Origin of the sequence: Leucobacter ruminantium (genome assembly GCF_017565705.1) — a bacterium.
Taxonomy (GTDB): domain Bacteria; phylum Actinomycetota; class Actinomycetes; order Actinomycetales; family Microbacteriaceae; genus Leucobacter; species Leucobacter ruminantium.
Window position 1 is genome coordinate 12,825 of record NZ_JAGDYL010000020.1, and the last position, 16,823, is coordinate 29,647.

Sequence of the window (16,823 nt, forward strand, 5' to 3'; positions counted from 1 at the left end):
TCGCGAGGGCGATTAGATACCGGCTGCGGGAGCCGGCTGGGTAGGGTCCGCTTCGATGCCGGCCTGTCGCTTGACCTCGGCTGCGGTCAGGCGCCGGCCGTCCTCGTCGGAGAGGTAGACCTCCAGGCATCGTTCGTTGAACAGCTCGAACGGTTCATCTCGGGCGGGGCCTGCGAGCGCGAGAGCGTGCCACGCGATGATGGTGAGCCACAGCGTCGGCGCTTCCTTCTGGCCGGGCCAGTCCTTCTGAGAGCGAAGCAAGTCGTACTTGACCTGGTTCCGGTTGTCGGTCTTGACGGTGATCTGCTGCTGTTCGTCGCCGTTCTGGAGGGTGACGGTAACGACGGGTGATGCGATCATGGTGTGGTTCCTTCGATCTTGTTGAGCGCGTCCTGGAGAGCTTTCTCGTAGGGCGCGCGCCATTGGGGTTCTGATTCCTGAGCGGCGAGCGACAGGAAGAGTGCGGGCTTGATGCCGCGGGCGAACCACCCCCAGTGAATGGGGTTGGCGTATGCGACGCCGGCTTTACGGTTGTTGCCGGCGCGGACGATCGCGGCGGTCTTGGTGGCGCCGGGGCGGATCGTCTCGGCGAGCTTGCCGGAGCGCTGCGGGACGCGGCCGCGAGCGACAGGGGCGACGATGTTCGCCGCCTGCCGATTCGCATCCTTAAGGTCCGAGAGGTCGTCGCCGGCCGAGCGGAGGGTCGCGCGGAGCTTCCGCGCGCCCTCCACCTTGAACGCCTGGCCGGCGGCGCCGTACTCGACCATCAGACCGCTTCGAACACAGGCGGGTCTACGAGGTCGAACTCGACCTGCTTCTCGGGCTTCTCGCCGGCCTTGCCGCCGATTGCGATCGGTTCGACAACGAGCGTTCCGGTGATCGCCTTGCCGGCGGAGCTGTTCGGCACGTAGTTGAACGGCACCTCCTGGCCGCGGTGTTCCCAGAGCCATTCGCTGCGGGAGTCCTGGGCGCCGAAGTCGTTCAGGAACTCGCACTGGAGCTTGACCGATTCGGTTCGGGCGCCGGGCACGTTCTTACCGGAGAGCACGCGGCGCGGCTTCTCCTTGTCGACGGACGGGATCAGCTCAGCACTCACGCACTGGTCCGAGAAGTCGGTGAGAGCGGAAGGGGCGCCGATGGTGAGGGTTCCGGGGCCAATCTCGATGACGTTGACGGCCATGTCTACTCCTTGGTGTATTCGATGGTGGTGGGGATGCGGAACGCGGGTAGCGCGCCGCTCGGGAACTCGACCACGGCGTCAGTCTCGACCTTCCCTGTCGGGGTGATCACGGTGAGGGCGATGCCGAGCATCCCGTCGAGTTGCGAGATCGCGGTGTGCTCGGCCTGGTCCTCGGCGATCAGGTCGACGGCCACGTCGAGGCGCGCGGCCCCGCCGAGGGTGAGCGGTTCGTATCCGGTCGCGTGGACCCACGCGCCGGGCACCTGGAGCCCGCCGACCGTGTGAGACGCGGCGAGGCCGGCACCGGCGAGCTTGTCGACCACGTGGGCGAGCGCGTCGGGGATCCCGGCAGCCACGGCGCTCACCCGACCCGGGGGCGGGCGAACCGACCCACTTCGAGCAGTTGCTCGATCTGGATGTCGGTCGCCCGCCGGTGCACGTTCGCGTTGCCGAACGGGTCGGTCGTGCCGGGGTTCGCCTTGTCGCGGTAGAGGCCGGCGGCGAGGCGAAGGGCGCCGAGCTGGTAGTCGGCCGGCCACGCCTCCAGAGCCCCGTGATGCCGGACCACGTATGCGATCGCGGCAGCCTTGGCGAGCGCCAGGGCCTCGGCGTCGATCGCGGCGCCCGGCGTGTCACCTCCGACCGAGCGTCGGAGGTCCGCGTCCTTGATCAGCTCAGCCATTGCCGCCGGCGCCGATCTGCATCTTCACGTTAGCGCGCGCGTCGTTGATGAGCAGCGCGTCGTAGCCGAACAGGCCGAGGTCGATTCCGCCCTTGGGAAGGTCGATCGCGTTGACTCGGATCGGGGGCTGCTTCTCGAACCACGTCGCGGCGCGCTTGTCGAACGCGCTGATCTGGCCCGGGGCGAGGTCGGGGTGAGTGCGGATATTGAGGTCTGCGACGGTCGCGGACTGGTTGCGGAGCGACACGCCGGTCGCGTTCGCGAGCCAGAACGGCACCTCCGCCTGGGTCAGCTCCGAGTACTCCTCGAACAGGTCGGGCGCGATGAAAATCGCGTCGAGGCTCGCTCCGATCGCGGCGAAGCCGGCGCCGAGCTTCGACAGGCCCTTGAGCAGCGTCGGCTGCGAGGGCATCTCGAACGCGCCGGCGAGAAGCTGCTCGGCCGCGTAGCTCTCGGAGTCCTGCTTGTAGTCGGCGACGGCCGCACGCCAGAAGGCCTCCAGGAAGCCGGCTTCGCCGAGGTCGATGAAGATTCGGTCGATGTCCCAGCCGCCGGCGCTGCGGTGCACAGCCGCTTCGATGGGCTTGGTCTTGGGCTTGTTCGAGGGAACGGCGGTCTTGTTGCCCTCGTAGTCCTGCACGTCGGGCTTGACGTCCCACGCCCAGCCCTTGATCTTGGATCCGGTCTGGAGGGGCTGCGGGGTGCCGAGTGCGTCGATCATGCGGCGGTCGGTGCGGTCGGCCTGCCACAGCTCGCCGCGCCAGTCTTCGCGGATGAAGCCTTCGCCGGCGTCGTCGGCGGGGATCGTGTCCTGGAGCGCCAGGCGCACGGCGGCGCGGTCGTCGCGGGCGATCGCGGCCGACACGTCCTGCGCGAGCTGACGGAGGGACACGGGCCGGGGCGCGGTGTGCGCGAGCTGCGCGGCCGCGGGGACCGGCTGCGGGGTGCCGGCGAGTTCGCCGGGCCGCTCGGCCGGCGGCGCCGCTGCGGGAGTGGCCGGCGCGGTGGGGGCCGGGTTCGGGAGGGCGGCGAGCTGGGCGTCGTGCTCGGCCTGGGTGATCGTGCCGGCGGCGAGGGCGGCGGCGAGCTGTTCACGGTTCATCGGGTTACCTTTCGGGGTGGGGGTGGTTTCGAATGCGAGGGAAGCGGAGATGCCGGCGCCGGCGAACGCGGGGCAGGCGACGAGGCTGACCTCGTGGAACGTGGCCCGGGTGACGACGATGTTGTCGTCATCATCGAAGTGGTACTCCTCGACGGTGAAGCCGATGGAGAGGCCGTCGCGAAGGCCGTTGCGGGCTTCTTCGAGGGCGCGGTCGCTGTTCTCGCCGGCGGGGAGATAGAACTCAGCGTCGCGGCGGTCGTCGGACACGGCGGTGAGGAAGCCGACGGGGTCGTGGTCGTCGTGGTCGCGGAGCAGCTTGGTTCGCTTCAGCGGCTCGCGCGGGTTGAGGGAGCCGGCGGCGATGATCAGGCCTCGGCGGTCGTCGGTGGGCCGGTCGAACTCTACGATCGTGCCGCGGAGGGTCCGGTCGTCGCCTGCGGCGAGGGTGACGGTTCCGTGGGCGGTGAGCTTCACTGCTGCTGCTCCTTCTGCTGGGTGGGTGTCTCGGGGGCGGCGGTTTCCCAGCCTTCCCAGTCGGCGATTTGCTGGTTCGTGACGAAGCCGTGCTGCTTGCCGAGCGCATACGTGTCGAACCGGGTCTTCATGTCGGGCTTGGTCAGCTCGTCAAACTGGAACTTGACGGTCGTCCCGTGTGGGGTGACGTCGTCCATCGAGAGGCGCTCCTCGATCACGGTCGTGTAGGACGATAGGAACTGGTCGATCAGCTCCTGATTCTTGGAGTGCCGGTTCTGGTAGGTGAGGCTGGCGCCCTCGAGCGGGATGTCGGCTGCCCAGGCGGGGAGGTTCGCATGTCGGGCGAGTTCCAGGTCGATGCGCTTACGGCCGTCGATGAGAAGGTTCTCGGGCTGGGTGCCGTGCACCTGGAGCTTCACCTCTTTCGAGGTGTACGCGACGCCGTGCTTGCGACGGGCGGCGCGGTAGCGCTCGATGAGCTTGTCGATCTGTTCGTCGGTGATCGTGGTTCCCTCGTTGTGAAGCTCGACGGCCGGGACCGGGTTCTCCTCGGCGAGGGCGGCGACGCGGTTGAGGACGAGAGCGCGGCGAATGGTGTCGGACGCCTCGGCGAGCAGGCCGCCGTCGAGGCCGTCGAAGCGGAGCGTGTCGGCGGGGTTGACGGGCTTACCCTTGACGGCGATGAGCTGGCCCTTGTCGTCCGTTTCGGCGTCGCCGTGCGGTACGGGCGTGAGTCGGTGCGGGAAACCGTAGCTGTTGCGCTCGGTCACGAGGGTGTAGGCGCAGGGGTAGAGGTACAGCTCGGTTGCGATCCATCCGATCGTGTTCGACCTCGGCACCGAGGGGTCGGGCTGCACGATGATGTTGGGCTGGTTCTTGTGTCGGGCGCCGCTGCTGTCGAACGCGACGAGCGGGAGACGGGCGAGCGGTCCGACGAGCTGGCGCCGGCCTTTCGCGAGGACGGCGAGGCGGAGCGCGCGCGAGGCCGATACAGGGATCATGGACACGTCGCCGTAGAGTGCCGCCGCGGTGACCTCTTCGAGGATTCCGTCCTCAGCCCACGGCGATCGGATATCGGACGAGAAGCCGAGGGCCTGCCCGATGCGCTGCATGATTCCCATGACTGCAAGGCTCAGGGCAGGCCCCCCACGGTCGGCGAATCAGCGGCGCGTCGCGGCGGCGTTCCGGGCGCGTCGGCGCCATTCCCGGCGGGCGTGCGCGGCCTCTTGGGTGCCGGGGTGAGTGCGGTTCTCGTGCGCGACGGCGCTGTCGTGAGCGGCGGCGAGGTCGTCGGCGAACGCGTGCCAGACGGCGCAGTCCTGGCAGAACAGAATGATCGAGCTTGCGCTCTGGTCGATGGTGATTCGGGCCACGGGCCTAGTCCTCTCCGAGGTAGATGTAAGGGGTTCCGAGCGGGTCGTCGCGGTGGTCGTATGCCCAGAGCGCGACCGCGACGGCGATGAGCGCGGCGATTGGCCCGGTCGAGTGCGCGCGGGAGAATCGCCACGAGTCGCCAGACGGTCGCAGAACGGCGTGCATGACTGCCTGGGTGAAGGCGTCCGATCCGTCGTAGCGGAACGTCTGGTCGTCGCGCATGGCGGTGAGGAGCGCGATACAGGCGGTGCCGAAGTCGCGGGCGCCCGTCGTGTATACGTCGATGCCGTCTCGAACGAGTTGATCGGTGATCGCGCGGGTTTCGCCGCCGTCGTCGGCGGCGATCACGGCGGGCTCCAGCTCGGCGATCTGCTTGAGCAGCGGCACCAGCCAGACGGTGCCCGGTGCGGAGTGGATGATGTGGGCCTGTGGGTTGCCGGCGGCGTCGCGCCAGACGCCGTAGACGGTTGCGGCGGTGCCGCCGGCGGCGACCTCGTAGCCGACGGCAATGTCTTTCCATGCGGGCGGATCGTCCCACGTCGTGACGAGGGTTCGGAGCGCTTCGGCTTCCACGATTGCGTTGACGGTTTCGGTCAGGCGGTTCATGTAGCCGCGCACGTACTCGCCGTAGGACAGCGAGGTCGAGGCGTCGGCGATGGTTTGCTCGCCAATTGTGTTGCCGAGCGCGGGGTGAAACTCCCACCAGGTGGCGGGGTCGAAGGGGTCGGCGCCGTCGGGCATCGACCACTCGAAGTACGCGACGCCCGGAGCGCCGGCGCGGCCGGCTTCGACCTCGGCGTTCATGAAGTCCGAGTCGCTGGTGCCCATGGTGGAGACGAGCCAGATTTGTGTGAGGCCCTGGAGCGTCGCCATTGCCGGCACCACGGCGCCCATGAGCGCTTCGCCGAGCACGCGGTCGTACTTCCAGAACTCGTCGTAGTCAACCATGAGCGGTGTCTCGCCGTGGAGCGCTGACGGGAGGGGCGAGAACCGGGTGAGGATCGACCCGTTGCCGATGCACGCCAGGCCCTCGGAGCCGGCAGAGAACCGCGGCTTGAACAGGGGCGCGATCGGCGATTCGACCACGCGGCCGATCATGTCGCGCATTCGCTTGCCGGCATCCTGCCCGGTCTGCGCGGTCGCGAATAGCTTGGCGTTGGGGCGGGTCATCATCCGGTGAACGCGAACCGGTGACATGAGGGTCGTCTTGCCCGACTGCCTCGGCACGGTGACGATGACCTTGTGATACCGGTAGCCGCGCCGGCCGAGGTGCCGGTCGCCTTCGGACTCGCCGGGGCCGATGATGCGGTACTCGGTCGCGCGGTCTACAACGAGTTGCTGCCAGGGCATCAGCTCGAAGCCGAGCAGCTTCGCGGTGCGCGCTATCTCGGCGCCCTCGCTGTGGTAGCTGTGGTCGCGCTCGGGGGCGTAGCGGGGTGCCGGCGCGTAGTCGAAGCTCACCGCGTGGTCTCTTCCTCGGCTTCTGCGAGGATCGCGCGCACGGCGGCCTCGAACGTGTCGCCGGTCGCGGCCTCGGGCATCGGCAGCATCTCGAACACTTCTTTGAGTGCTCGGGAGAGGTTCGCCTGCCCTGATGCGGCGCCCTTGCCCTCCAGGCGGTCGATCTGGCGGGCGGTGACGATCGCGAGGGCGACTTGGCCGGCGTGGTGGTCTTGGATATAGCCCATCTCTCGCAACTTATCGATCTGTTTCGCGGTTTCCGTCTCGACATATCCGGGTTCGGAGTTGTCTCGGGCGGGTGGCTCGAAACCGGGGAGCATCGGCGTATTTTCTGACATGGTTTCTTGTCTCGGTTCCGGGTTCTGATCTGGCTTTTTTTGTGTGTGGTTGGGGAGAAATGGACGGGCTGGCGCGGGGCTCCCTAGGTGTCGGTCGTCTTAAAAAACGCGAGGCCGGACTCGATCTTGACTTCGACATCGCGGTTACCTCGTGACGAGTTGCACGAGAGGTGAGCGGGTCGGCCGTTCGTGATGTCGTAGAGGTCGCCGCCCTTCGAGCGGGGCACGATGTGGTCGGCGGTGTCGGCTCCGTCGAGTCCGCATAGTCGACAGATCGTGCCGTAGGTTTCCAGCACCTCGGCCGTGTAGGCCTGAGCCCGGCGCCCTCCCCACTCAGCCACGCCTACCCCACACGATGCGGACCACAGCGAGCAGGCCGGCACCGAGCACGATGCACGAGCCGAGCCCGGTGTCGGTCAGCAGGGTCAGCATGTGGTCGCCCTCTGCTCGCGTGCGGCAGCGCGGCGACGGTGCTGCACGTCTGCGTGGCGACGGTGCTGCACGTCTGCGCGGGTGCCGTGTCGGATGAGCGCGATCATGTCACCCGACACGGGGTACTCGCCCAGTCGGCCCAGCATCGCGTGCATCTCCACCAGCATCTCGGGGTCCTCGTGGGCGTGGATCACCGCGCAGAGGTCGGCGTGGGCGGCGTAGGCGCTCATCCGACGCGCCTGTCGCGTGCGCGGCGCGGGATGGTCGCGCCTGCGGGCTTGGCCTCGGCGAGCATGTCGGCGTAGCGCGGGTGCAAGCGCGCCTTGCGCGTGGCGTACACTGGGGCGACGCGTCCGCGTGCGCCGAGCATGGAGCGCGGTGTGACGGCCACGTGTGGCCAGTGCCCGTGCTTGTCGGCGTAGGCTCGGGCGTCGGTCTGATCCACGGCGATGATGATGTCAACGGCGCGGGCCTGAGTGCGCTTGGTCATGCGGGTTCTCCCAGGGTGTAGATATCGGTGATGGTGTCGGGCTCGTGGTCGAGCAGGCCGTAAGCCTCCTCTGGGCTGACCTGGTCTCGGAACTCACAGTCGGGGGTGTAGCGGTGCGGGCCGAGGTCTCGGCACCCGCCACAGCGACCCGTGGCGCGCTCCTCGGCGGCGAGCTTCGCGGCCTTGGCCTTGTGTCGGCTGCTGCGGCTCGCGTGCACCTCGGCCATGAGTTCGGCGTCGAGGTCGGCCCAGAGCACGCGGGCGAGCTGCACGGCCTCGGCGTGTGAGGGTGCGATGCCGGCGGCGCCGATGCCGGCTGAGGTGTCCTCGTCGTCGTAGGCGGTGACGCCGGCGCTCCAGCCTGGCGCGAGGTTGCCGGCGACGCGGATGCGCTGCACGTGGGCGTGGAGCTTGAGAGTCATCGGGGTGCCTTTCGTCGGTACTCTGTGGGGATGGAGAACATTCCCCCGGTATTGGTTCTGTCGATCACGTTCGGTCTGTTCGGCTCGATCGTGAGTTTCTGGATTCTGTGGGCGGTGATTCGTGGGGCGGTGCTGTCGGCTCTGCGGAAGCACTCGGAGGAGCAGCGGGGCTCGGGATACCGGGGCTAGACGTTCATGGCGTCGATGCCGCAGTAGAGGCAGACTGTGGCGCGAGCGGGGATCATGTGGCCGTGATCGTCGCGGCGGGATCGCTCACAGTGCGTGGCTTCGAGCCATGCAACTTCGGCGTCCTCGGTGGGGGTGCGGTCGCGGCGGGGTTCGTTGATCGAGCGGCGGGGGCTTGCGGTTCGGATTGCTTCGCGGGCGAGCTTCTGCGCTCGGGCGATGCTGCCGTAGCGGCTGTTGGTGCTCATCGGGGGCGGCTCCTTTCGTGCTGCTCGATGGTGGGAGGGGTGAGGGCAGGGGGCGAGAGTTTGGCCCCCTCCTAGCCGCGAAAATGCGGCTCTGGAGGGCGCGTGCTGCTCGACGGAGCCGAGAGGGTCGGTTGGTCGGTCGCACGGCACGCCCATTGCGGGCGTCAGTGACGGGCCCCTCGCAGGGGGCGGCTGCTGGGTGCGTGCTCGGTCGGTCCTGCCATGAACGAGCGCCTGCGAGGTCGGTTCTAGCGACTTGGTGCGCGGTAGCTTCCCGCGTGTCTCCCATGGGTGGCCTGGGTAGCGTCGGCGTGTTCAGTTATCCCCGATCCGGTCGGGTGGCGGGCGTGCGATGGGTCGGCGCGTCACTGGTCGGCCTCCGAGGGTTCGACGGGTGCGGCCAGGCGCTCGACCTCGGCGCGCACGTAGCGGCGATGCGTGCCGCCCGGCTTGCTCACAGTCAGCTCGCCGCGATCAGCAAGACGGGCGAGCCACGTCGGGGTAAGGCCGCTGATAGCCGACGCCTCCCCCGGCGTCAGCGTCTCCGCTTCCGTCGTGTTTGGTTCATTCCGTTTTGCCATGGTTCGAGATACTACATGGCATTTCGTTTGGAATCGACCAGGGTGTTTTGTTTGTTGCGTTTAGTCTTGGATATCGCTAGCCTGGCATCATGAGTACAGCTTGGATCGCAGAGGACAGCGCCACCTCGCTCGATGAGGTCGTCGGGGAACGCGTGCACACCCTGTTGTGGCGCGGGAAGATATCGCAGACGACGTTCGCTAAGAAGCTCGGCCTCACGCAGCCCGGGCTCTCCAAGAAGCTGCGCGGCGAGCGGGGCTGGAGCCTAGAGGAAATCGCTTACACTGCCGACGCATTCGGCGTGTCGTTCGACTGGCTGTTCGGGAAAACAGAAGATCCCCGTCCGGTGGGACCGAGCGGGGATCGTATTGAGGTTGTGGATCCTGGGAGAATCGAACTCCCGACATCCTGCTTGCAAAGCAGGCGCTCTACCAACTGAGCTAAGGACCCGGAGCGCGACCCGAGGGTGCTGCGCAACAGCATCAAGCTTAGGGATCGACCCCCTCGAGCGCAAATCCCGCTTCAGAGGGATCCGGGTGCGGCCGCGCCACGCCGCACCGCGCCGGCGCCGCTCGTCGACGGCACCGCCGACAGCACCACGACCGACTGCGCCAGCACGCGGTAGCCGCCCTCGACCAGGCCCTCGTCCTGCGGCCTCGCGGAGTCGATCTCCAGGCGCCAGACGGGCGCGCGCAGCCCGGATCCCTCACCGGCCTCCCCCGGCATCGCCACGTCGACGTCGCCGCCGACGTTCACGATCACGAACACGGCCCCGTCGATCGCCTCGCCCCGCGGGTCGCCCGCGGCCCCCCGCAGCTCGACGGCGATGAGGCAGCCGTGCGGGTCCTGCCAGTCCTCGGCCGTGGGCTCCTCGCCGTCCGCGCGCCGCCACACGACATCGCGCAGCCCGTCCGCACGTTCCCGGCCGTGCAGGAAGGTGCGCTGCCGCAGCACGGGCAGTCGCCTCCGCACATCCACGAGCCTCCGCACGAAATCGCGCAGCCCGTCGTCGCGCGCCGACCAGTCGACCCAGCCGACCTTGTTGTCCTGCGCGTAGGCGTTGTTGTTGCCGCCCTGGCCGTTGCCGATCTCGTCGCCGGCGAGCAGCATCGGCACGCCCTGCGACACCATGAGGGTCGCGAGCATGCCGCGCGCCCGTCGCGCCCTCGCCGAGACGACGCCCTCGTCGTCGCTCGGACCCTCGACCCCGAGGTTGTCCGAGAGGTTGTCGTCGTGCCCGTCGCGGTTGTCCTCGAGATTCGCCTCGTTGTGCTTCTCCGAGTACGACACGAGATCGGCGAGCGTGAACCCGTCGTGCGCCGTGATGAAGTTCACGGAGGCCGTAGCGCTGCGCCCCGCGTGCTCGAACAGATGCGCGGAGCCGAGCAACCGCGCGCCGAGATCGCCCTGCCAGCGCGGATGACCGCGCCACGCGCGGCGCACCCCGTCGCGGAAGCGGTCGTTCCACTCCGACCACGGGTGCGGGAAGCGGCCCAGCTGGTACCCTCCGGGCCCGAGATCCCACGGCTCCGCGATGAGCTTGAGCCCGCCGAGCACCGGATCCTGCTGCACCGCCTGGAAGAAGGCGCCGAACGGATCGAAGCCGCGGTCAGTCCGCCCCACAGCGGCGGCGAGGTCGAAGCGGAAGCCGTCGATCCCGTAGCGCTCGGCCCAGTGCCGCAGGCTGTCGAGCACGAGGCGCAGCACCATCGGCCGTTCGACGGCCGCCGTGTTGCCCGTGCCCGTGTCGTTGACGTAGTGCCGCCCGTCGTCGAGCAGACGGTAGTAGCCGGTGTTGTGGAGGCCCCGCAGCGAGAGCGTGGGCCCGAGCTCGTCGCCCTCGCCCGTGTGGTTGTAGACGACGTCGACGATCACTTCGATGCCCGCCGCGTGCAGCGTGTGCACGAGGTGCCGCAGTTCGGCGTCGGCGTCCTCACGCGCGTAGCGCGGCTCGGGCGCGAACCAGGCCACGGGCTGGTAGCCCCAGTAGTTCGTGAGCCCCTTCTCCACGAGGTACTGGTCGTCGAAGAAGGCCTGCAGCGGCAGCAGCTCGACCGCAGTGACCCCGAGCGACACGAGGTGCTCGACGATCGCCGGGTGCGCCATGCCGGCGTAAGTGCCGCGCAGCTCATCGGGCACATCGGGGTGCGTCGCCGTCAGCCCCTTCAGGTGCGCCTCGTAGATCACGAGATCGGCCAGCTCGTGCCCGGGCCTGTTCGATGAGGGATCGGGCCCGTCGGCCGCACCCGTGACGACGCCCTTCGGCACGACGGATGCGCTGTCGCGGCGGTCGAGCGCGAGATCGTCGTCCGGCCCGGCCGCGTATCCCGCCATGAGCGGATCCCAGCGCAGCGGGCGGTCGAGGGATGGGGCGTAGGGGTCGACGAGCAGCTTGCTCCGGTTGAAGCGGCGGCCCGTTCCCGGATCGTTCGGACCGTCGGCGCGCAGCCCGTACCGGGCACCGACGGAGACGCCGGGCACGCGCGCGTGCCACACCTCGCCGTCGCGATACGGGAGGGGGATCCGCTCCTCCGATCCCTCGTCGTCGAAGAGGCAGAATTCCACGAGCGTCGCCTCCGGCGCCCACACGGCCACGTTGACGCCGTCGCCGGCGGGATCACCGCCGGCAGCGCCGTCCGCAGCATCACCCGCAGCCCCGCCGCATACGGTCACGCCGAGCGGCCAGGAGCGCCCCGGCGTGACGGGGCGCTCGGCAGCGCCGCTCATCGAGCGAGCTCGGCGAACAGATCGGCATAGCGGGCGGCCGAGGTGCCCCAGTCGACGGAGGCGCGCATGGCCTGCGCGCGCAGCCGCCTCCAGGCGGCCTCGTCGCGGAAGAGATCGAGCGCGCGGCCGAGGGCGAAGCCGAGCCCGCCCGCGTCGATGGTGCCGCCGAGGGCCGCGTCGCCGAAGGTGAAGCCCGTCGCCGTGCCGTCTGCGAGGTTCTCGGGCCGCGCGTCGGTCACGGTGTCGCGCAGTCCCCCGGTCGCCGCGACGACGGGCACCGCCCCGTAACGCAGACCGTACAGCTGCGTCAGCCCGCACGGTTCGAAGCGCGACGGCACGAGCACCAGATCGCCGCCCGCGTACATGCGGTGGCTGAGCGGCTCGTCGTACCCGATGCGCACGCCGACCGACTCCGGGTACCGTGCGGCGAGCTCACCGAGGCCGTACTCGTAACCCGGGTCGCCCGAGCCCAGCACCGCGACGGCGCCGCCCGCCTCGACGAAGCGGGGCAGCGCCTCGAGCAGCAGGTCGACGCCCTTCTGGTGCGTGAGACGTGTCACGACCACGGCGAGCGGCCCCGACGACTCCGCGAGCGAGAACTCCTCGAACAGGGCGCGCCGGTTGCGGGCCTTACCCGACGGGTCGGCGGCCGAGTAGGGCGCGATGTGCGGATCCCTCTCGGGATCCCACACCCCGGTATCGATGCCGTTGATGATGCCCAGCAGCTCCCCGCGGTCGCGGCGGGCTGCGACGACGCCCTCGAGTCCGAAGCCGAACTCCGGCCTCCCCAGCTCCTGCGCGTAGCTCGGACTCACCGTCGACAGCCTCGTCGAGTGCACCATGCCCGCCTTCAGCGCGCTGACGAGCCCATGGTATTCGAGCGCGTCGGGATGGAAATCCCAGGCCGGCAAGCGCAGCCGGTCGAGCTGGTCGGGGCCGAACACGCCCTGGAAGGCGATGTTGTGGATCGTGAGCACCGTCGGGACCGACGATCCCGCGTACTTCAGATACGACGGCACGAGCCCCGCCTGCCAGTCGTGCGCGTGCACGACGTCGGGGCGCCAGCGGTCGCTCGTCCCCTCGATCGCGATGCGGGCGCCGACCCACGACAGCGCGGCGAAGCGGACGTGGTTGTCGTGGTGATCGTGCCCGTCGACGCTGTAGGGCCCGCCCGGCCTGTCGAAGAGGTGCGGGGCGTCGAGCAGCAGCAGATCGAGGTCTCCGAGCCGACCCGAGCGCACCGAGGCGGGCCCGCCGAAGAGATCCGGGTCGCTCCAGACCCGACGCGACGCGCCGACCCGCTCGAGCAGCCCCGGATACGCTGGCAGCAGCACGCGCGACCCCCACCCCAGCGGCTCGAGCGCGGCGGGCAGCGCGCCCACGACGTCGGCGAGCCCGCCCGTCTTCACGAGCGGGGCGCACTCCGATGCGACGGACAGCACGCGGTTCTGGCGGGGTGCCATGATCGGTTCCTTCCTGGGTTCTTCACTGCGATGAGGGATCGCCTGCGCGGTACGAGCCACCGTCCCGATGGCCCGCACCGCTCACTGCGGCCCGCCTCACTCCAGCGCGGCCGCCCGCCGATCCAGCATCGGCTGCGTGATCAGCACGATACCGTTCGCCGTGCGGCGGAACCACTTCTCGTCCTCCTCGGGGTCCTGGCCCACGACCAGCCCCTCGGGGATGCGCACGCGGTTGTCGAGCACGCACCGACTCAGATCGGCGCCGCGCGCGATGTCGACGTAGGGCAGTGCGACGACGTGATCCAGAGACGCATAGGAGTGAACCCGGCCGCCTGTGAACAGCAGCGAGTTGTGCACCTCGGCACCGCTGACGATGCAGTTGCCCGCGACGAGCGACTGGATGGCCTGACCGCGCCGCCCCTCGTCGTCGTGGATGAACTTCGCAGGCGGCACCAGCTCTGCGTAGGTCCAGATCGGCCAGGCGTTGTCGTACATGTCGAGCGTCGGCACGAACTCGGTGAGGTCGATGTTGGCCTGCCAGAACGAGTCGATCGTGCCCACATCGCGCCAGTAGGGCTCGGTCTCGAGGCCGCTCATGACGCACGACTCGCTGAAGCGGTGCGCGTAGGCGCTGCCCTTCTTCACGATCGCGGGGATGAGGTCGTGACCGAAGTCGTGGCTCGAACTCGTGTCCTCGGCATCGGCGAGCAGCAGCTCGCGCAGGAACGCCCAGTCGAAGACGTAGATGCCCATCGACGCCAGCGCCATATCGGGATCGTCGGGCATACCGGGCGGGTCGGCGGGCTTCTCGAGGAAGTCGACGATGCGGCCGTGCTCGTTGACGTCCATCACGCCGAAGCCCGACGCCTCCTCGCGCGGCACGGTCAGGCAGCCCACCGTGACATCGGCGTCCGTCTCGACGTGCTGCCGCAGCATGATCTCGTAGTCCATCTTGTAGACGTGGTCGCCCGCGAGGATGATCACGTACTTCACGTCGTAGTCGTCGACGATGTCGATGTTCTGCGTCACGGCGTCGGCGGTGCCCAGGTACCACTTGTTCTCGGCCACGCGCTGACTGGCGGGCAGGATGTCGAGGTACTCGTTGCGCTCGGCGCGGAAGAAGTTCCAGCCGCGCTGCATGTGCCTGATCAACGAGTGCGCCTTGTACTGCGTCGCGACGGCCATCTTGCGGATGCCCGAGTTGAGCGCGTTCGAGAGCGGGAAATCGATGATCCTCGACTTTCCCCCGAAGTGCACCGCGGGTTTCGCTCGGCGGTCGGTGAGCTCCTCGAGTCGGCTGCCGCGGCCGCCGGCCAGCACGAACGCCATGGCCTGGCTCGTCAACCGGAGCGGGGCGCCGGTGGGGTGGTCTGAAATAGGACGGGTGTTCATGACCGTTCCTCCACGAAATAGATGGCTGACAGAGGGGGGAGAGTGAGCATGGCCGATTGCGCTTCGGAGCCCGCGGGGATCGCCTCGGTCTCGATCGCGCCCGTGTTGCCCCGGTCGCCGCCCGCGTAGGCGGCGGAGTCGGTGTTGAGCGCCTCGATCCACCGGCCCGCGACCGGGAAGCCCACGCGGTAGCCCGTGCGCTCGACCGGCGTGAGGTTGAGCACGACCACGACGTGCGGATCGTCGGGATCGCCGCGGCGGATCCAGGCGAAGACCTGGTCGTCGACCGCATCGACGAGCAGCCACTGGAACCCGCGGCCGTGCGCGTCGTTCCGGTGCAGGGCCGGCTGTTCCCGGTAGAGCGCGTTGAGATCGCGCACGAGGTTCTGCACGCCGGCGTGGCCAGGATCCCTCAGCACCGCCCAATCGAGCTCGGCGCTGTAGTTCCACTCCGCGGGCTGCCCGAACTCCTGCCCCATGAACAGCAGCTTCTTGCCCGGATATCCCCACATGTAGCCGTAGAAGGCCTTGAGGTTGCCGAGCTTGTCTGCGTGGCTGCCCGGCATGCGGCCGTACATCGACCCCTTGCCGTGCACGACCTCGTCGTGGCTGATCGGCAGCATGAAGTTCTCGGAGAAGGCGTAGGTGATGCCGAAGGTGAGCTGGTTGTGGTGGTGCTTCCGGTAGATCGGGTCCTTGCCGAAGTAGCTCAGCGAGTCGTTCATCCAGCCGAGGTTCCACTTGTAGCCGAAGCCGAGGCCGTGCGCGTCGACGCTGCGCGTGACCCCCGGGAAGGTCGTCGACTCCTCCGCGATCATCGCCACGCCCGGGTGCTCGCCGTAGGCGGCCACATTGGTCTCGCGCAGGAACGCGATCGCCTCGTAGTTCTCGCGGCCGCCGTCCTTGTTCGGGATCCACTCCCCCTCGCGGCGCGAGTAGTCGCGGTGGATCATCGAGGCGACGGCGTCGACCCGCAGACCGTCGAGGTGGTACTCGTCGAGCCAGTAGAGGGCGTTCGCGACGAGGTATCCGCGCACCTCGGGGCGACCGTAGTTGAAGATCAGCGTGTTCCAGTCGGGGTGGAAGCCCTCTCGCCGGTCGCGGTGCTCGTAGAGGGCCGTGCCGTCGAATCGGCCGAGGCCGTGCGCGTCGGTCGGGAAGTGGCCGGGCACCCAGTCGGCGATGACGCCGAGCCCGCGGGCATGCGCGGCGTCGACGAACGCCGCGAACTCCCCCGGCGTGCCGTAGCGGATCGTCGGCGCGAAGAGCCCGATCGGCTGGTAGCCCCACGAACCGTCGAAAGGGTGCTCGCTGATCGGCAGCACCTCGATGTGGGTGAAGCCGAGATCGGCGGCGTAGTCGACGAGCTCCGTGGCCAGCTCGAGGTACGACAGGGGCCGGCTGCCCGTCTCGGTGTCCGCGGCGACCCGACGCCACGAGCCGAGGTGCACCTCGTAGACGCTCATCGGCGCGTCGACCGCGTTCACCGCGCGCCTGGCGTCCATCCACGCGGCGTCGCGCCACTCGTGCGTGCCCAGTCTGCGAACCACCGAGCCGTTGGCCGGCGGGTGCTCGCTGCCGAAACCCACGGGATCCGCCTTCAGCGGCAACCTGGCGCCGTGACGGCCGAGCACGCTGTACTTGTAGACGGTCCCCTCTTCGAGCCCGGGCACGAAGAGCTCCCACACGCCTGTGGCCCCCCGCGCGCGCATCGGGTGCGCGGTCTCGTTCCAGGCGTTGAAATCGCCGACGACCGACACGCGCTCGGCGTGGGGCGCCCACACTGCGAAGTGCACGCCCGCCACGCCCTCGTGCTCGATCAGGTGCGCTCCGAGCGCCTGCCACAGGCGGTGGTGCGTGCCCTCGCCGATGAGATACTCATCGATCTCGCCGAGCACTGGGCCGAAGCGATAGGGATCCTCCCGCACCTCGTCGCCGCCCCCCGGCCAGTCGATGCGCAGCCGGTAGTAGGGCAGCAGCGGCCCCGTGAAGACCCCGGAGCACGCCGGATGCGCGTCGAGCTCGACCTCGTCGGTGCCGTTGACGGCCCACACGCGCTCGGCCCCCGGCACGTGGACGACGAGATGCCGGCCATCGCCCGTGGGCCCGAGCGCCGCGAAGGGATCGGGGTGCACGCCCTCGGCGAGCAGTCGGGCGTCCGCAGCGTCGAGTATCTGGGGTCGCGCGTGTCCGCCTGCCATCTCGACTCCTTCGTCAACAGCTTGATCCCTATCCAACCACGCTTCGGTGCCTCCGAGATCCACTTCGGGTGC

The 16,823-nt window shown here is 69.0% G+C and carries 21 protein-coding genes, 1 tRNA gene and 1 pseudogene; 2 read left to right on the forward strand and 21 right to left on the reverse strand.

Annotation, left to right across the window (positions count from 1 at the left end; genetic code table 11):
* Positions 1 to 12: 12 nt before the first annotated feature.
* The 14 genes from J4H91_RS11305 to J4H91_RS11370 all read right to left on the reverse strand — a co-directional run bounded on the left by J4H91_RS11305 (position 13) and on the right by J4H91_RS11370 (position 7,955).
* The gene (locus J4H91_RS11305; RefSeq protein WP_208046370.1) at positions 13 to 360 is read right to left on the reverse strand and encodes a hypothetical protein; all 348 of its coding nucleotides are present in this window, start codon (positions 358 to 360) and stop codon (positions 13 to 15) included.
* A complete protein-coding gene (locus J4H91_RS11310) occupies positions 357 to 767 on the reverse strand; it encodes a hypothetical protein (RefSeq protein ID WP_208046371.1) in 411 nt (136 codons plus the stop codon). Before J4H91_RS11310 ends, J4H91_RS11305 begins: the two co-directional genes overlap by 4 nt.
* On the reverse strand, positions 767 to 1,180 hold the full coding sequence (locus tag J4H91_RS11315) for a hypothetical protein (RefSeq protein ID WP_208046372.1): 414 nt from the start codon (positions 1,178 to 1,180) through the stop codon (positions 767 to 769). The genes J4H91_RS11310 and J4H91_RS11315 overlap by 1 nt, the downstream gene beginning before the upstream one ends.
* Positions 1,181 to 1,182: 2 nt before the next feature.
* Positions 1,183 to 1,536 carry a hypothetical protein gene (locus tag J4H91_RS11320; protein WP_208046373.1) on the reverse strand — a complete coding sequence of 118 codons (354 nt, stop codon included), beginning with the start codon at positions 1,534 to 1,536 and terminating at the stop codon, positions 1,183 to 1,185.
* Between the two features lie 5 nt (positions 1,537 to 1,541).
* Positions 1,542 to 1,862 (reverse strand): hypothetical protein, encoded by a 321-nt coding sequence (locus J4H91_RS11325; protein WP_208046374.1) that lies wholly within the window; start codon positions 1,860 to 1,862, stop codon positions 1,542 to 1,544.
* Positions 1,855 to 3,438 (reverse strand): HK97 family phage prohead protease, encoded by a 1,584-nt coding sequence (locus J4H91_RS15800; protein ID WP_208046375.1) that lies wholly within the window; start codon positions 3,436 to 3,438, stop codon positions 1,855 to 1,857. Before J4H91_RS15800 ends, J4H91_RS11325 begins: the two co-directional genes overlap by 8 nt.
* Positions 3,435 to 4,559, reverse strand: a complete 1,125-nt coding sequence (locus J4H91_RS11335) for a phage portal protein (RefSeq protein ID WP_208046376.1) — start codon at positions 4,557 to 4,559, stop codon at positions 3,435 to 3,437. Before J4H91_RS11335 ends, J4H91_RS15800 begins: the two co-directional genes overlap by 4 nt.
* 39 nt (positions 4,560 to 4,598) lie before the next feature.
* Entirely contained in the window at positions 4,599 to 4,811 is a 213-nt protein-coding gene (locus tag J4H91_RS11340) for a hypothetical protein (RefSeq protein ID WP_208046377.1), read from the reverse strand.
* A gap of 4 nt (positions 4,812 to 4,815) precedes the next feature.
* Positions 4,816 to 6,273 carry a terminase large subunit gene (locus J4H91_RS11345; protein WP_208046378.1) on the reverse strand — a complete coding sequence of 486 codons (1,458 nt, stop codon included), beginning with the start codon at positions 6,271 to 6,273 and terminating at the stop codon, positions 4,816 to 4,818.
* Positions 6,270 to 6,611 carry a hypothetical protein gene (locus J4H91_RS11350; RefSeq protein WP_208046379.1) on the reverse strand — a complete coding sequence of 114 codons (342 nt, stop codon included), beginning with the start codon at positions 6,609 to 6,611 and terminating at the stop codon, positions 6,270 to 6,272. Before J4H91_RS11350 ends, J4H91_RS11345 begins: the two co-directional genes overlap by 4 nt.
* Positions 6,612 to 6,694: 83 nt before the next feature.
* A complete protein-coding gene (locus tag J4H91_RS11355) occupies positions 6,695 to 6,952 on the reverse strand; it encodes an HNH endonuclease (RefSeq protein ID WP_208046380.1) in 258 nt (85 codons plus the stop codon).
* Between the two features lie 84 nt (positions 6,953 to 7,036).
* On the reverse strand, positions 7,037 to 7,273 hold the full coding sequence (locus J4H91_RS11360; RefSeq protein ID WP_208046381.1) for a hypothetical protein: 237 nt from the start codon (positions 7,271 to 7,273) through the stop codon (positions 7,037 to 7,039).
* The gene (locus J4H91_RS11365) at positions 7,270 to 7,533 is read right to left on the reverse strand and encodes a hypothetical protein (protein WP_208046382.1); all 264 of its coding nucleotides are present in this window, start codon (positions 7,531 to 7,533) and stop codon (positions 7,270 to 7,272) included. Before J4H91_RS11365 ends, J4H91_RS11360 begins: the two co-directional genes overlap by 4 nt.
* The gene (locus tag J4H91_RS11370; protein ID WP_208046383.1) at positions 7,530 to 7,955 is read right to left on the reverse strand and encodes a hypothetical protein; all 426 of its coding nucleotides are present in this window, start codon (positions 7,953 to 7,955) and stop codon (positions 7,530 to 7,532) included. Before J4H91_RS11370 ends, J4H91_RS11365 begins: the two co-directional genes overlap by 4 nt.
* Positions 7,956 to 7,985: 30 nt before the next feature.
* Here J4H91_RS11370 and J4H91_RS11375 point away from each other — a divergent pair, with 30 nt between their 5' ends.
* The gene (locus J4H91_RS11375) at positions 7,986 to 8,144 is read left to right on the forward strand and encodes a hypothetical protein (protein WP_208046384.1); all 159 of its coding nucleotides are present in this window, start codon (positions 7,986 to 7,988) and stop codon (positions 8,142 to 8,144) included.
* On the opposite strand, the gene J4H91_RS11380 is transcribed toward J4H91_RS11375, so the two are convergent.
* Together J4H91_RS11380 and J4H91_RS11385 are read right to left on the reverse strand one after the other, a co-directional pair.
* Positions 8,141 to 8,389 (reverse strand): hypothetical protein, encoded by a 249-nt coding sequence (locus J4H91_RS11380; RefSeq protein WP_208046385.1) that lies wholly within the window; start codon positions 8,387 to 8,389, stop codon positions 8,141 to 8,143. The genes J4H91_RS11375 and J4H91_RS11380 overlap by 4 nt on opposite strands.
* A 365-nt stretch (positions 8,390 to 8,754) precedes the next feature.
* The gene (locus J4H91_RS11385; protein WP_208046386.1) at positions 8,755 to 8,970 is read right to left on the reverse strand and encodes a helix-turn-helix domain-containing protein; all 216 of its coding nucleotides are present in this window, start codon (positions 8,968 to 8,970) and stop codon (positions 8,755 to 8,757) included.
* Between the two features lie 89 nt (positions 8,971 to 9,059).
* Here J4H91_RS11385 and J4H91_RS15990 point away from each other — a divergent pair.
* A pseudogene (locus J4H91_RS15990) lies at positions 9,060 to 9,293 on the forward strand (helix-turn-helix domain-containing protein); the annotation flags it as partial.
* A 52-nt stretch (positions 9,294 to 9,345) separates the two neighbouring features.
* On the opposite strand, the gene J4H91_RS11395 reads toward J4H91_RS15990, so the two are convergent.
* From J4H91_RS11395 to glgB, 5 genes are all read right to left on the reverse strand, one after another.
* Positions 9,346 to 9,418 (reverse strand) — tRNA-Ala (locus J4H91_RS11395).
* Between the two features lie 72 nt (positions 9,419 to 9,490).
* Positions 9,491 to 11,695 carry a glycogen debranching protein GlgX gene (glgX, locus tag J4H91_RS11400; RefSeq protein WP_208046387.1) on the reverse strand — a complete coding sequence of 735 codons (2,205 nt, stop codon included), beginning with the start codon at positions 11,693 to 11,695 and terminating at the stop codon, positions 9,491 to 9,493.
* The gene (gene glgA / locus J4H91_RS11405) at positions 11,692 to 13,158 is read right to left on the reverse strand and encodes a glycogen synthase GlgA (protein ID WP_208046388.1); all 1,467 of its coding nucleotides are present in this window, start codon (positions 13,156 to 13,158) and stop codon (positions 11,692 to 11,694) included. Before glgA ends, glgX begins: the two co-directional genes overlap by 4 nt.
* Before the next feature lie 96 nt (positions 13,159 to 13,254).
* The gene (gene glgC / locus J4H91_RS11410) at positions 13,255 to 14,550 is read right to left on the reverse strand and encodes a glucose-1-phosphate adenylyltransferase (RefSeq protein ID WP_208046389.1); all 1,296 of its coding nucleotides are present in this window, start codon (positions 14,548 to 14,550) and stop codon (positions 13,255 to 13,257) included.
* Entirely contained in the window at positions 14,547 to 16,751 is a 2,205-nt protein-coding gene (gene glgB, locus J4H91_RS11415) for a 1,4-alpha-glucan branching protein GlgB (protein WP_208046390.1), read from the reverse strand. The genes glgC and glgB overlap by 4 nt, the downstream gene beginning before the upstream one ends.
* Between the last annotated feature and the right edge of the window lie 72 nt (positions 16,752 to 16,823).